General features: G+C 72.6%; 11 protein-coding genes. 7 read left to right on the top strand and 4 right to left on the bottom strand.

Annotated features, from left to right (window positions below; all coding sequences use genetic code 11):
• The first annotated feature begins 77 nt into the window (after positions 1-77).
• The 4 genes from OG788_RS17875 to OG788_RS17860 all read left to right on the top strand — a co-directional run bounded on the left by OG788_RS17875 (position 78) and on the right by OG788_RS17860 (position 7,520).
• Positions 78-2,762, top strand: coding sequence for an alpha/beta fold hydrolase (locus OG788_RS17875; protein ID WP_406371969.1), 2,685 nt, complete (start codon positions 78-80; stop codon positions 2,760-2,762).
• Complete coding sequence (locus OG788_RS17870) at positions 2,759-3,622, top strand: ABC transporter permease (protein ID WP_351553141.1); 864 nt, start codon at positions 2,759-2,761, stop codon at positions 3,620-3,622. The genes OG788_RS17875 and OG788_RS17870 overlap by 4 nt, the downstream gene beginning before the upstream one ends.
• Before the next feature lie 153 nt (positions 3,623-3,775).
• A complete protein-coding gene (locus tag OG788_RS17865; RefSeq protein ID WP_406371967.1) occupies positions 3,776-5,404 on the top strand; it encodes a von Willebrand factor type A domain-containing protein in 1,629 nt (542 codons plus the stop codon).
• A gap of 196 nt (positions 5,405-5,600) precedes the next feature.
• Positions 5,601-7,520 (top strand): AMP-dependent synthetase/ligase, encoded by a 1,920-nt coding sequence (locus OG788_RS17860; protein WP_406371965.1) that lies wholly within the window; start codon positions 5,601-5,603, stop codon positions 7,518-7,520.
• Positions 7,521-7,590: 70 nt separating this feature from the next.
• Here the strand turns inward: OG788_RS17860 and OG788_RS17855 are convergent, their stop codons facing one another.
• Together OG788_RS17855 and OG788_RS17850 are read right to left on the bottom strand one after the other, a co-directional pair.
• Positions 7,591-7,998 carry a rodlin gene (locus OG788_RS17855; RefSeq protein ID WP_406371963.1) on the bottom strand — a complete coding sequence of 136 codons (408 nt, stop codon included), beginning with the start codon at positions 7,996-7,998 and terminating at the stop codon, positions 7,591-7,593.
• Between the two features lie 199 nt (positions 7,999-8,197).
• A complete protein-coding gene (locus OG788_RS17850; RefSeq protein WP_406371961.1) occupies positions 8,198-8,608 on the bottom strand; it encodes a rodlin in 411 nt (136 codons plus the stop codon).
• A gap of 250 nt (positions 8,609-8,858) precedes the next feature.
• On the opposite strand from OG788_RS17850, the gene OG788_RS17845 reads away from it, so the two are divergent.
• From OG788_RS17845 to OG788_RS17835, 3 genes are all read left to right on the top strand, one after another.
• A complete protein-coding gene (locus OG788_RS17845) occupies positions 8,859-9,272 on the top strand; it encodes a rodlin (RefSeq protein WP_406371959.1) in 414 nt (137 codons plus the stop codon).
• 317 nt (positions 9,273-9,589) lie between these two features.
• Positions 9,590-9,847 carry a chaplin gene (locus tag OG788_RS17840; RefSeq protein WP_406371957.1) on the top strand — a complete coding sequence of 86 codons (258 nt, stop codon included), beginning with the start codon at positions 9,590-9,592 and terminating at the stop codon, positions 9,845-9,847.
• A 105-nt stretch (positions 9,848-9,952) separates the two neighbouring features.
• Positions 9,953-11,026, top strand: coding sequence for a chaplin (locus OG788_RS17835; RefSeq protein WP_406371955.1), 1,074 nt, complete (start codon positions 9,953-9,955; stop codon positions 11,024-11,026).
• A gap of 81 nt (positions 11,027-11,107) precedes the next feature.
• Here OG788_RS17835 and OG788_RS17830 read toward each other — a convergent pair whose 3' ends face one another.
• Positions 11,108-12,379 (bottom strand): FAD-dependent oxidoreductase, encoded by a 1,272-nt coding sequence (locus OG788_RS17830; protein WP_406371953.1) that lies wholly within the window; start codon positions 12,377-12,379, stop codon positions 11,108-11,110.
• Entirely contained in the window at positions 12,379-13,854 is a 1,476-nt protein-coding gene (locus OG788_RS17825; protein ID WP_406371951.1) for an ATP-grasp domain-containing protein, read from the bottom strand. Before OG788_RS17825 ends, OG788_RS17830 begins: the two co-directional genes overlap by 1 nt.
• Positions 13,855-13,906: the final 52 nt, after the last annotated feature.

Below are 13,906 nucleotides of genomic sequence, written 5' to 3'. Positions count from 1 at the left end.
CCGTACTCCCGTGGGAGGGGTACGGGTTCAGCCCGGCGGCTGCCCCGGTCGCCGGCGGGCACCCGTACCGTTGAGGCATGGATCTTCGACTGCCCCGGCCGCGCGGGCCGCTCCGGGGGCGCCTCCCCGCCCGCACCAGGGCGCGAGCCCGCGGGCGATGGGCGGCCGCCACGGCGGCTGTCGCGCTGCTCGCCGGCGCGGGCACCTGGACCGCCGTCGCCGACGACGGCGCTCCCGCCGTGCACCGCGCCGACCACGTCATGGCCATGGACGGCGGGGTACGGCTCGACACGTCGTACTTCACCGCCGGCCCCTCCTCGCACCGCCGCCCCGCCGTCCTCCTCGCGCACGGCTTCGGCGGCAGCAAGGCCGACGTACGCGGCGAGGCGGAGAAGCTCGCCCGCGACGGGTACGCGGTGCTGACCTGGTCGGCGCGCGGCTTCGGCGAGTCCACCGGCAGGATCGGGCTGAACGACCCCGAGGGCGAAGTCGCCGACGTCTCCCGGCTCATCGACTGGCTCGCCCGGCGGCCCGAGGTCCGGCTGGACGGGAGCGGCGACCCGCGCGTCGGCGTCGCGGGCGCCTCGTACGGCGGGGCGGTCTCCCTGCTGGCCGCCGCGAACGACCGGCGCGTCGACGCGATCGCCCCGTCGATCACGTACTGGAACCTCGCGGACGCCCTGTTCCCCAACGGCGTGTTCAAGAAGACCTGGGCGGGCCTCTTCATCAACTCCGGCGGCGGCTGCCACCGGTTCCAGCCCGAGCTGTGCGCGATGTACAACCGGGTCGCGGAGGCCGGGAAGCCGGACGCGGCGGCGGTGAAGCTGCTCCAGGAGCGCAGCCCCTCCGCCGTCGGCGACCGCATCAAGGTGCCCACCCTCATCGTGCAGGGCCAGTCCGACTCCCTCTTCCCGCTCGGGCAGGCCGACGCCATGGCCGAGGCGATCAAGGCCAACGGCGCACCCGTGGACGTCGACTGGATCTCCGGCGGCCACGACGGCGGCGACCCGGAGACGGACCGCGTCACCTCCCGGGTCGGCTCCTGGTTCGACCGCTATCTGAAGGACGACAAGGGCGCCGACACCGGCCCCGCCTTCCGCGTCACCCGTACCGGAGGCATCGACTCCACCGACGGCGCCGCCCAGCTGCGCGGCGCGAGCGCCGACACCTACCCCGGACTGGCGAGCGTTCGGCACGCCATCACACTGACCGGCCGCGAGCAGAGCTTCGAGAACCCGGCGGGCGCCAGTCCGCCCGCCATCTCCGCCCTGCCCGGCCTCGGCGGCTCGGGCGGCCTCACCCAGCTCTCCTCCCTCGGCGTCGGGGTCTCCCTCGACTTCCCCGGCCAGTACGCCCGGTTCGAGTCCGCGCCCTTCCGCGACGACCTGCGGATCACCGGCTCGCCGACGGCGACGGTGCACGTCAGGTCGAGCACCGGCGACGCGGTCCTGTTCGGGAAGGTGTACGACGTCGGCCCGGGCGGCACCCAGCAGGTGCTGCCCTCCCAGCTGGTCACCCCGGTCCGCGTCGAGGGCGCGAAGACCGGCAAGGACGTGAGCCTCACCCTTCCCGCCGTCGACCACAAGGTCCAGCAGGGCCACCGGCTGCGCCTGGTCCTCGCCTCGACCGACCTCGGCTACGCCTCCCCGGCGGCCCCGGCCACCTACACCGTCTCCCTGAAGGGCGACCTCCGGGTGCCGACCGCCCCCGGTGTCACGAGCGCCGCCGCGCCGCGGCCCGCCTGGGTGTGGTGGCTGCCGCTCGCCGGCGCGCTGACCGCTCTGGCGCTGCTGGTGACCGGCCGCCGCCGCACGAGCGCCCCGGCACCCGATCCCGAGTCGGCCGAAGTCCCGCTCCGGATCACCGGCCTGAGCAAGCGCTACGCCAAGTCGGCGGACCGGTACGCGGTACGGGAACTGTCGTTCCGGGTGGAGAAGGGCCAGGTCCTCGGCCTGCTCGGGCCGAACGGCGCGGGCAAGACCACCACCCTGCGCATGCTCATGGGCCTCATCAAGCCCGACGACGGCGAGATCCGCGTCTTCGGGCACGCCATCCGTCCCGGCGCGCCGGTCCTCTCCCGGGTCGGGGCCTTCGTCGAGGGCGCGGGCTTCCTCCCGCACCTGTCCGGGCGCGAGAACCTGGAGCTGTACTGGCGGGCCACCGGCCGTCCCCCCGAGGACGCCCATCTGGAAGAGGCCCTGGAGATCGCCGGACTCGGCGACGCGCTGGCCCGCGCGGTGCGCACGTACTCCCAGGGAATGCGCCAGCGCCTCGCCATCGCCCAGGCCATGCTCGGCCTCCCGGACCTGCTGATCCTGGACGAACCGACCAACGGCCTCGACCCGCCGCAGATCCGCGAGATGCGCGAGGTGATGATCCGGTACGCCGCCGCGGGCCGCACCGTCATCGTCTCCAGCCATCTCCTCGCCGAGGTCGAGCAGACCTGCACCCACCTGGTGGTCATGGACCGCGGCCGGCTCGTCCAGGCCGGCCCGGTGTCCGAGATCATCGGCTCCGGCGACGCCCTGCTCGTCGGCACCGGCTCCCCCGTCGACGAGCCGGTCGTCGAGAAGGTGGGCGCCCTGCCGGGCGTGTCCTCGGCCGTCGCGACCGACGGCGGGCTGCTGGTCCGTCTCGACGCCGACGGCAGCGCACAGCGCCTGGTCGTGGAGCTCGTACGCCTCGAAGTACCGGTGGCGTCGGTGGGCCCCCACCACCGTCTGGAAGACGCGTTCCTGACCCTGATCGGAGGCTCCGCATGAGCACGCTCGTCGAGCGGACCGCGACCGCGGACGGGTACCGCGCGCGCCGCACCCTCCCCCTGCGCGTCGAGCTCCTGCGCCAGTTGAAGCGCCGCCGCACCCTGGTGATGGGGGCGGTCCTCGCGGTCCTGCCCTTCGTCCTGCTCGTCGCCTTCGCGATCGGCGGACAGCCGGGCGCACGGAACGGCCGGGTCACACTGCTGGACACGGCCACCGCGTCGGGCGCCAACTTCGCCGCGGTGAACCTGTTCGTCTCGGCGGGCTTCCTCCTGGTGATCCCGGTCGCGCTGTTCTGCGGCGACACCATCGCCTCCGAGGCGAGCTGGTCCTCGCTGCGCTATCTGCTGGCGGCCCCTGTGCCGAGAGCCCGGCTGCTGTGGTCCAAGCTCACCGTCGCACTCGGGCTCAGCCTCGCGGCGATGGTCCTGCTGCCGGTCGTCGCGCTGGCCGTGGGCACCGCCGCCTACGGCTGGGGGCCGCTGGAGATCCCCACCGGCGGCGCGCTCTCCGCGGGCACCGCCGCCCAGCGGCTGCTCGTGGTGATCGCGTACATCTTCGTGTCCCAACTGGTCACCGCGGGGCTCGCGTTCTGGCTGTCGACGAAGACGGACGCCCCGCTCGGCGCGGTCGGCGGCGCCGTCGGCCTGACCATCGTGGGGAACGTCCTCGACGCGGTCACCGCCCTCGGGCACTGGCGCGACTTCCTGCCCGCCCACTGGCAGTTCGCCTGGGCCGACGCCGTCCAGCCGACCCTGGAATGGGGAGGCATGATCCAGGGCGCGGCGATTTCGGTAACGTACGCACTCGTCCTGTTCGCCCTGGCCTTCCGCGGTTTCGCGCGCAAGGACATCGTGTCGTAGGTCTCCGGAAGATCACCGACCGGTCTCGAAGGCCCTCCGTCGTGGCCGCTTCGAAATCCTTCCGCAACGCATCCGAGCGCTCATCCCGGCCCCCTCGGCCGTCACAGTCACACATGTCGGCCCACACAAGGGCCGTACGCCGAGGGGGCACAGATGGGGATGAACCACACACAGACGGCGGCTGCCACAGGCCGCCCACGCGAGGGCGCGCGGAAGGCCGGCCTTCGACGGCTCAGTGCCTCGCTGCTCGCCCTGACGGCGGCGGGCGCGGTGCTGCTCACCGGATGCGGCGCGGGCGGCGGCAACAACTCGGACGGCGGGGGGAACAAGTCCGGCGACCGCCGCAACCTCCCGCTGCCGGCCCCCGTCCAGCCGTCGGGCGGCGCGGCCGAACGCGACCAGCAGGGCGAGCAGTCGGACGCCCCCGACGTCGCGCCGTCGCCCGACTACCTCTCCACCTTCGCCCTCGACGTCGACACCGCGTCGTACGGTTACGCCCGCCGCGCCCTCGCGGACGGGCAGGTCCCCGACCCCTCCACGATCCGGCCCGAGGAGTTCGTCAACAGCTTCCGTCAGGACTACGAACGACCCGACGGAAACGGCTTCTCGGTCACCGTCGACGGTGCCCGCACCGACGACGAACGCTGGTCCCTCGTCCGGGTCGGCCTCGCCACCCGTGCCGCCGAGAGCGAGCGCGAACGCCCGCCCGCCGCCCTGACCTTCGTCATCGACATCTCGGGTTCCATGTCCGAGCCCGGCCGTCTCGACCTGGCCCGGGAATCCCTGGACGTGATGACGGACCGGCTGCGCGACGACGACTCGGTCGCCCTCGTGACCTTCAGCGACGAGGCCGAGACCGTGCTGCCGATGACCCGCCTCGGCGACCACCGCGGCCGTGTCCACAAGGCGATCGACCGCCTGGAGCCGACCGACTCGACCAACCTCGGCGCGGGCGTGAGGACCGGGTACGCGACCGCCGTCGAGGGGCTGCGCGAGGGCGCCACCAACCGGGTCGTCCTGATCTCCGACGCCCTCGCCAACACCGGTGACACGGACGCGGACAGCATCCTCGAACGGATCTCCTCCGCCCGCCGCGAGCACGGCATCACCCTCTTCGGCGTCGGCGTCGGCAGCGAGTACGGCGACGCCCTCATGGAGCGCCTCGCCGACAAGGGCGACGGCCACACGACGTACGTCTCCAGCCGCGACGAGGCCCTCACCGTCTTTTGCGACCAGCTCCCGCAGAACATCGACCTCACGGCGCGCGACGCCAAGGCGCAGGTCGCCTTCGACCCCGAGACCGTCGAGCAGTTCCGGCTGATCGGCTACGACAACCGCAAGGTCGCCGACGAGGACTTCCGCGACGACCGGGTGGACGGCGGCGAGGTGGGACCGGGCCACACGGTCACCGCGCTCTACGCCGTCCGCACCCGCCCCGGCGCCTCCGGTCATCTCGCCACCGCGACCGTCCGCTGGCTCGACCCCGACTCCCGCGCCCCGCACGAGGAGTCCGGCCGCCTGGAGACGGGTTCCCTCCGTGACGGTGTCTGGACCGCTTCCCGCTCCTTCCAGGTCACCTCCGTGGCCGCCTACTTCGCCGACGCCCTGCGCTCGGGCGACGCCCGCTGGAGTTCGCTGCCCGGTGGCCCCTCGCTGGGCGAACTCGCCTCCCGCGCGCGCGATCTGGCGGACGACACCGGGGACAAGGACGTCGCGGCGCTCGCCACCGCGATCGGGCAGGCCGACGGACTGCACGTCTGCGACGCGGACTGCACGCGGTAGCCGCCCTGCCCGGCCGCCCGGCTGCCGTCCGTCGGGCGGCCGCCGGTCCGTCCGTCATCTGCCCGTGGGCCACCCCTCAGGCGCGGGAACGGCCCACGGGACGGCCCACGGGGACGGATCGTGCGCGATCCATTGAATTTCCGTTACGCGCGGGTAATTTGACTCCGGAGTAAGAACCCTGCGACCGGGAGCCGTGATGGGTGTACGCAAGGATCTGAAACGGGCGAAGCGGCACGCCGGCCTCGCCGGCCGCAGCCGGGTGGAGCTGGTCAGGGACGAGAGCGGTACGGTCCGCGAGGCGCGTACCGCCACCCTGGCACCCACCCCCACCACCGGCAGCACCGCCGACCTGCCGTTCACCAACGCGGCCGAGGCGCCCGACGCGATCGTGCTCCGCCGCCCGCGCAACGGCGGCTGGACCCCGGTGACCGCGGCGGCCTTCGCCCGCGAAGTCACCGACACGGCCAAGGGGTTGATCGCGGCGGGCCTCGAGCCGGGCGGCCGGGTCGCGGTGATGTCCCGTACGCGCTACGAGTGGACGGTCCTCGACTTCGCCGTCTGGGCGGCCGGCGGCCAGACCGTCCCCGTCTACGCGACCTCCTCCGCCGAGCAGGTGGAGTGGATCGTCCGGGACTCGGACGCGCGCTTCGTGATCGTCGAGACCCCCGGGAACGCGGACACCGTGGCCACCGGCACCGCCCGCCGGTCCGAACCCCCACGCGTCTGGCAGCTCGACGCGGGCGCCCTCGCCGAACTCGCCTCCCTGGGACGGGACATCAGCGACGAGGAGGTCGCCAAGCGGCGCGCCGCGCTGACCCCCGGGACCGTCGCGACGATCTGCTACACCTCCGGGACCACCGGCAGGCCCAAGGGCTGCGTCCTCACCCACGCCAACCTGTACGCCGAGGCCGCCAACACGGTGGAGCTGCTGCACCCCGTCTTCCAGGCGGTCACCGGCCGGACCGCCTCGACGATCCTCTTCCTCCCGCTCGCCCACATCATGGGCCGCACCCTCCAGATCGCCTGTCTGATGGCCCGGATCGAGCTGGGCCACTGCCCGAGCATCAAGCCGGACGAACTCCGGCCCGCGCTGCGGGAGTTCCGTCCCACGTTCCTGGTCGGCGTCCCGTATCTCTTCGAGAAGATCCACGCCACCGGTCGCGCCACCGCCGAGAAGCTGGGCCGCGCCGCCTCCTTCGACCGCGCCGACCGCGTCGCCGTGCGTTTCGGACAGGCGTATCTGGACAAGTTCCTCGGCACGGGCAAGGGCCCCGGACCCGGCCTGTACGCGGCCTGGGCGCTCTACGACCTGCTGGTCTACCGGCGTATCCGCAAGGAACTCGGCGGCCGCGCGCACTACGCCATCAGCGGCGGCTCCCCGCTCGACCGCGACCTCAACCTCTTCTTCTACGCCGCCGGAATCCTCGTCTACGAGGGCTACGGACTGACCGAGACGACCGCCGCCGCCACCGTCGTCCCGCCGCTCCGGCCCCGCCCCGGAACCGTCGGTCCGCCGGTCCCGGGCACCGCCGTCCGCATCGCCGCCGACGGCGAGGTGCTCATCAAGGGAGGTGTCGTCTTCGGCGCCTACTGGAACAACCCGGCGGCGACCGACGCCGTCCTGACCGACGACTGGTTCGCCACCGGCGATCTCGGCGCCCTGGACCAGGACGGCTATCTCACGATCACCGGCCGCAAGAAGGACATCCTCATCACCACGGGCGGCAAGAACGTCTCGCCCGCCGTCCTGGAGGACCGGCTGCGCAGCCGCGCGCCCGTCGGCCAGTGCCTCGTCGTCGGCGACAACCGCCCGTTCGTCGCGGCCCTGATCACCCTCGACACCGAGGCGGTGGCCCACTGGCTCGCCGTACGGGGACTCCCCGCGGACACCCCGTCGGCGGACCTCGTCCGCGACCCCCGGATGCGCGCCGACGTCCAGAAGGCCGTGGACCACGCCAACCAAGCCGTCTCCCGGGCCGAGTCCATTCGCGAGTTCGCCTTGGTGGAAGGCGAGTTCACCGAGGACAACGGCCTGCTCACGCCGTCCCTGAAGGTGCGCAGGCACGCGGTGACGGCGGCGTACGCGGCCGAGATCGAGGCCCTGTACGGGAGCTGAACAGTGCGCCGGGACACGGGAACAGCGGGCCGCTCCGAGGAGCGGCCCGCTGTCCGTGGTGCCGAGGTGATCAGCTGCCGACGGCGCCGTTGCCCGACAGGACCGGGATGTTGTCCAGGATGTGCGAGAGCGGCTCGTCGCCCTTGGCCTGGGTGGAGTTCTCGGTGCACTGCTGGTTCTGCGGGGCGGACAGGATCGGGACGTCCTGGACGCCGATCTGCGCCAGACCGGCGATGTTCTGGACGTTGAGCTTGGCCGGCAGGCCGACGCAGGGCTTGTTCAGCGAGCCCTGGACCAGCGAGAGCTGGGGGCTCATGTCGCCGAACGTGGCCTGGTTGCCGTACTTCTGGACGGCTCCGTTGCCGTTGACGGTGGTGACACCGTCGTCGTTGCCGATGGCGAGCGCCTGGGGCGCGGCGGCGGCGGAGACGCCGGCGATGGAAGCGGCAATGGCCGCGGTCGCCCAGAGCTTCTTCATGTTCGTTTGCCCTTTCGGAGAGCGACTCCGAAAGGAGCCGCGTCATGATCAACAGTGCTGCGGATGGAGTGGTTGCGGGGTGTCCCCCGGATGGCTCACGGGGGTCTCGGGCCGACGCGTCGCCACCGCTGTCGTCGTGGAGGTGACAGCGGCAGCGGGCCACCGGGAGTGCCGGCGGCCCGCTGTGCGCGGCGGTGGGTCAGCTGCCGACGGCGCCGTTGCCCGACAGGACCGGGATGTTGTCCAGGATGTGCGAGAGCGGCTCGTCGCCCTTGGCCTGGGTGGAGTTCTCGGTGCACTGCTGGTTCTGAGGGGCGGACAGGATCGGGACGTCCTGGAGGCCGATCTGCGCCGCGCCGAGCACGTTCTGGGCGTTGAGCTTGGCCGGCAGGCCGATGCAGGGCTTGTTCAGGGAACCCTGGATGAGCGCCATCTGCGGGCTCATGTTGCCGTACGTGGCCTGGTTGCCGTAGATCTGCGAGGCGGCGTTGCCGTTGACGGTGGTGACACCGTCGTCGTTGCCGATGGCCAGCGCCTGCGGCGCGGCGGCAGCCGAGGCTCCGACGACGGAAGCGGCGATCGCCGCAGCAGCCATAACCTTCTTGATCACTTGCTGATCCCTTCTGGAGAAACCCCGTCCACCGGAGCGATCTGGACAACTGACCCCGGGCCGCATAGTTGCTCCGATTCACCCCAATGGCCGATGTGAGGGGCGTGGCGGTCAAATCCTCGGGCCAGAGGTTCCGTGAATTCAGGAGGGCCTTGCAGTCCGATCGGGTGACCTGGCGCAACCAATCCCCTCGGCTCCGGTTGGGGTGGAGGCAGGAATATGGTCACAGGCAGAAAAGGAACCCGGAGAAATGTTCAAGAAGGCAATGGCCGTGGCAGCGGTCGCGGCTTCCGTCGTCGGCGTCTCGGCGGCGGCCGCCCCGCAGGCGCTGGCCATCGGCAACGACGACGGCGTCACCACGGTCAACGGGAACGGTGCCAAGCAGACGTACGGCAACGCGCTGACCAAGGGTGACCAGAGCCCCCAGCTCTCGGTGGTCCAGGGCTCGCTGAACAAGCCCTGCATCGGTCTGCCGGCCAAGGTCAACGTCCAGAACGTGCTCGGCGTGCTGGCGCAGGCCGGCCTCCAGGACGTCCCGGTCCTGTCCGCCCCGCAGAACCAGCAGTGCACCGAGAACTCCACCCAGGCCAAGGGCGACGAGCCGCTCTCGCACATCCTGGACAACATCCCGGTCCTGTCGGGCAACGGCGCCAGCCGCAGCTGACCCACCGGCCTCGGCCCGGGTCGCGCGTCGTGTTCCGGCGGGCGGCCCGGGCCTTGCTGTGCGTCCGTTCCCGTCGTTTGTGTGAAATCCATTTCTGCTGTGTTGACATCTTTCCCGGATGAAACGCTTCTTCTTCGAGAGGACCGTTTCGCCTGGTGTGGAGCTTCCGTGCTCATTCGGTGCGGGGCGATTCGAGTGAATTCCCAATTGGCCTACGTTCCGCAGTTTCTTGGGCCATCCATCCCTCGTTTACAGCCTGCAGGTCATGGTGCGAGCCGCTCAAGTTGTGCTCGCTCGGCTTCGGCCGACAAAGGGGCATGACCGCAGAGAAGGGAAAGCACGTGAAGCACAAGAAGAGCGCTGCTGTCATCGCCGGCGCGATCATGGCCATGGGCATGGCTGCCCCGGCCTTCGCGGACTCGGGCGCCCAGGGTGCCGCTGCCCACTCGCCCGGTGTCCTCTCGGGCAACGTGGTCCAGGTCCCCGTCCACATCCCCGTCAACGTGTGCGGCAACTCGATCAACGTGATCGCCCTGCTGAACCCGGCGATCGGCAACCGCTGCGCCAACGACTGACGTTTCGGCACTTCAGCCGCTCCGGCTGTGCCACGGCCGGCCTTGGGACCGCCTCACGGTCCCAAGGCCGGCCTCCTCACTTCTACCAGCAGGAAGAAAACAAGAGTGCGACAGAACCTGAGTAGGGGAGTGGTCGTGGCCGCCGCCGCGACGGGCTTCGTGTCCCTGTACGCCAGTCCGGCCCTCGCGGACTCGAACACGACCGCGACCGCCTCGGACTCGCCCGGCGTGGTGTCGGGGAACAACGTCCAGGTCCCGGTGAACGTGCCGCTGAACGTCTGCGGCAACACGGTCGACGTCGTCGCCGCGCTCAACCCGGCATTCGGCAACTCCTGTGCCAACGGCTCGGGTTCGCACGGCCGGCATGCCGCGCCGCAGCACCCCGCCCATCACGAAGCCGGCTCCGGACAGCACGCCGGACAGCACTCCGGGGAGCACGCCGGCCACGGCTGGGGACGCGGTCCGGGACAGGGTGCCCATCACGGTGGCCCCGGCCCATCGGGCGGCGGCCACGGCGGATACGGCGAACATGGCGGCTACGGCGGTGAACACGGCGGTTACGGCGGTCACGACGGCGGCTACGGCGGGCACAACGGCGGTTCCGGCTACGGCGACTCGGGATACGGGGACTCCGGCCACGGTCACTCCGGGTACGGGGGCTCCGGCCGCGGCCACTCCGGACACGGAGGTTCGGAGTACGGCAACTCCGGCGGCCACCACCGCGGTTGGAGCGGCTCCTCGTCGTCCGGCGGCGCGCACGGTTCGCCGGGTGTCCTGTCGGGTGACCACGCCGCGGCACCGGTGGACGTCCCGATCGAGTTCTGCGGCGACACCCTGGACGTGATCGGTCTGGGGAACCCCGTGTTCGGCAACGCGTGCGGCCACCAGCACCCCCACGGGACGCCCCCGCACGCCCCCTGCCCGCCGCACACGCCCCCGCCGACTGTTCACGAGCACCCGCCGACGGAGACTCCGTACACGCCCGTCTCGTACACCCCGCCCGTCAAGGTCCACGAGCAGCCCCCGGCCCCGCCTGTCACGGTGCACCGCCAGTACACCCCGCCCACGCTGGCGGAGACCGGCGGCGAGGGCCTGCTCGCCACCTCTGCGGCCAGTGCCGCCCTGCTGGCGGGCGGCGCCCTGCTGTACCGGCGAGCCCGGGTCGCGTCCCGTCCGTGACGCTCCGCTCCCGGGTGCCGTACGCGTCCCCGCGTCCGGCACCCGGGAGCGCTCCACCCGCCCGCCCGGTGATCGCCGGTGTCAGCGCCCGGAGCCGAGTCCCAGGTCCGACCCCTGCCGACGGCGTCCCCCGGGCGCCGGAATCCGCCCGCCGGTCGGCCCCGTGCGCAGCCGTCTCCGTACGCCACGCACGAGCGTGTCCGCCGTGAAGCCGACACCCTGCACGAAGCGCATGGCGGGGCCGAAGCCGGACGCGGTGATCAGGCCCGCCATGAAGAGGCCCGGCACCGACGACTCGAAGTCCCGGCCGATGTACGGGGAACCGTCGGGCACCGCCGCCAGATTCGCGCGCAGATCGTCCGTGAGCAGGCCGAGCCGGTCGCGCCGAGCCCTGAACCCCGTTGCCGCGATGACGTGATCGGTCTCCAGACACGTCGGCGTGCCGTCCCGGTCCACCGTCTCGAGCCGTACGCCGATGCCCGAGGTGTAGGCCGACGTGACCTCGTGCCCCAGCATCAGCTCGACCACCGGTTCGACGCGGTCGCGCACCCACCAGGCGCCCGCCGGGCCCAGCGCGGTCGCCGCGATCCGCGTCCGGGTGGGTTCCGGGAGCCGGCGGAAGAGGCCGGGGCGCTCGGCGTAGAACCAGTTGCGCCAGCCGCAGCCCAGACCGCTGTGCGGCGCGCGTGCGGACCGCCACCACGACCGCTCCAGGGCGGGCGGCACGTCGTTCCAGTTCAGCCGGTCGGCGCGGGCCAGGACCCTTGCCCGGGTGCCCTGTTCGGCGAGCAGGGCCGCCGTCTCCAGGGCGGCCTGCCCGCCGCCGATCACCGTGACGTCACGGCCCCGGAACCGGGAGAGCTCGCCGTGGTCGCTGCTGTGCGACGCCTGCTCCGGGCCGAGGCCGCTCAGCGCGGCCGGCATCTCGGCGAAGGGCAGCACGCCGATGGCCAGGGCGACCGTGCGGGCGCGCAGCACCTCGCCGTCGTCGACCAGGGCCTCGAAGCCGCCGGGGCACGTCCGCACCCGGACGACCATGCGTTCGTCGACGTCGGGCACGGCGTTGCGGGCGAACCACAGGCCGTAGGAGGCGAACATCTCGACCGGGATCGGCTCGCCGTGCCGGACCTCCACACCCCGGCCCGCGCAGTACGTCTCCAGGCGTCTGCGGCCGTCGGGGTCGGAGAGGCTGGACGCCCACGGCTCCGACTTCAGGAACATCCCGCGGGGCATGTGGTCCCGCCAGGACGCCATGGGCCGGCCGAGGACGCGCAGGCTCAGCCCGGTCGCCGCGGCGTGGGACGCGATGGACAGGCCGTAGGGGCCGGCTCCCACCACCAAGAGGTCGTACATCAGCAGTTGCTCGCTTTCTCGTCGTCGGCAGGGGAGTGGGCCAGCGACCCCGAGGACAGGGCGGTGAGGGCGGCGGACACCTGGGCGGAGCGGCGGCCCTGGCGCGGAACCCGCCCCCGCGGTCGTACGACGGTCGAGTCCGCGCGGCTCGCCCTCTCCCCCGCGGGCGCCGTCACCCGGACCGCCCGGACCGCCGTCCCGGCCGGCTCCCGCGGCGGCCCGACCACCGTCCCGGAGGCCTTCGCCGTCCCGTCCGTGTCCGCTGACCCGTCCGGGTCCGCTGCGGCCGGTCCGCGCACCGGACGGCCGGCGCGCTGGGTCAGGCGCAGCGACACATGGCGGGCCCACAGGCCCCACATCGCCCGCCCGGGGGCGCGGTCGTCCACCGCGTGCCAGGCCAGTTCGCGCCCCGCGGACCGGGGACGCAGCGCGCCGAACGGCGCGTAGTTCTCCACCACGAACGCGCGGCCCGGCAGGGGCACGGGAGTGGGCAGCGGACGGTGGGTCAGATCCAGGTGCAGGGCGCGTACGACGTCCAGGCCCGCCCCGTCCTCGAAGAGCCGGAACTGGGCGCCGGGGCGGGGGTTGAAGTCGAGCAGGTGGTAGCGGCCCGCGGCGGCGTCCCTGCGGAAGTCGAGGTCGAAGATGCCGCGGTAGCCGAGGACCTCGGTGAGCCGTTCGACGAGGGACTGGAGTTGCGGGTTGGGCGTCCAGCGGCCGACCGCCGTGAGGCCCGCGCCGCGGGGCCAGGCGCGGTGCTTGCGGCCCGGGCCGCCGCCGTGTGTCACCCCGCACCGGTCGACGTATCCGTGGAAGAACCAGTCACGGTCGGGCCCCGGCGGCAGGAAGGCCTGGAGCAGCAGCCGGCTGCCCGCCTCGTCGGTGCGCGAGTACAGGGCGCGCGCCTCCTGTGCCGAGCGGACCACCACCGTGCTGCGCAGGCCCGTTCCGGCCGGGATCAGCCACGGGCGGCTCCACTTGGCCACCAGGGGCAGCCCCAGCCGCCGGGCCGCCGCGGCCGCCTGCGCCGGACTGCCGGGAATCAGGGTCACCGGGTGCGGAACGCCCACGCTCGCGCAGACGGCCGCCAGTTCGGCCTTGTCGGCGACGCGTTCGGCGAGGGCGCCGGGCTGCTTCGGCAGCAGATACCCGGCGGCGAGCTCCTCGCCCAGACGGCTCACCGCGAGGGCGCTCTCGTCATCCATCGGCACCAGTACGGCGGGGCGGGAAACCCGGGCGGCCACTCGGCGCAACACGGCGGCGATGTCCGCCGTGGACGAACCGGGCGGTGGCGGGGGGTGCATTGCGCACACAAAGCGCGATCTGCGGACGGGACTTCCCTCGGAATCGGCGACGAGGTGCACCTCCACACCGGCTCTGCCGAGTGAGCGTACGGCCCCCAGCGTGCCGTGGTGAAAGGGATTCCGGTCGATGCGCAGCAGGACGGCGGGGACCCGGGTGTCGAGAATCGGCACGGGCTTTCCTTCGGATCGGCGACAAGGTCGGCGACGGGATCGGGAACGGATC

It is taken from the genome of Streptomyces sp. NBC_00647 (assembly GCF_045207245.1).
Lineage (GTDB): Bacteria > Actinomycetota > Actinomycetes > Streptomycetales > Streptomycetaceae > Streptomyces.
This window is presented reverse-complemented; position numbering and strand designations above follow the sequence as displayed.

Coding starts and splice junctions, on each gene's coding strand:
- OG788_RS17875 (WP_406371969.1), top strand. CDS start 78: ATGGATCTTCGACTGCCCCGGCCGCGCGGGCCGCTCCGGGGGCGCCTC.
- OG788_RS17870 (WP_351553141.1), top strand. CDS start 2,759: ATGAGCACGCTCGTCGAGCGGACCGCGACCGCGGACGGGTACCGCGCG.
- OG788_RS17865 (WP_406371967.1), top strand. CDS start 3,776: ATGGGGATGAACCACACACAGACGGCGGCTGCCACAGGCCGCCCACGC.
- OG788_RS17860 (WP_406371965.1), top strand. CDS start 5,601: ATGGGTGTACGCAAGGATCTGAAACGGGCGAAGCGGCACGCCGGCCTC.
- OG788_RS17855 (WP_406371963.1), bottom strand. CDS start 7,998: ATGAAGAAGCTCTGGGCGACCGCGGCCATTGCCGCTTCCATCGCCGGC.
- OG788_RS17845 (WP_406371959.1), top strand. CDS start 8,859: ATGTTCAAGAAGGCAATGGCCGTGGCAGCGGTCGCGGCTTCCGTCGTC.
- OG788_RS17840 (WP_406371957.1), top strand. CDS start 9,590: ATGACCGCAGAGAAGGGAAAGCACGTGAAGCACAAGAAGAGCGCTGCT.
- OG788_RS17830 (WP_406371953.1), bottom strand. CDS start 12,379: ATGTACGACCTCTTGGTGGTGGGAGCCGGCCCCTACGGCCTGTCCATC.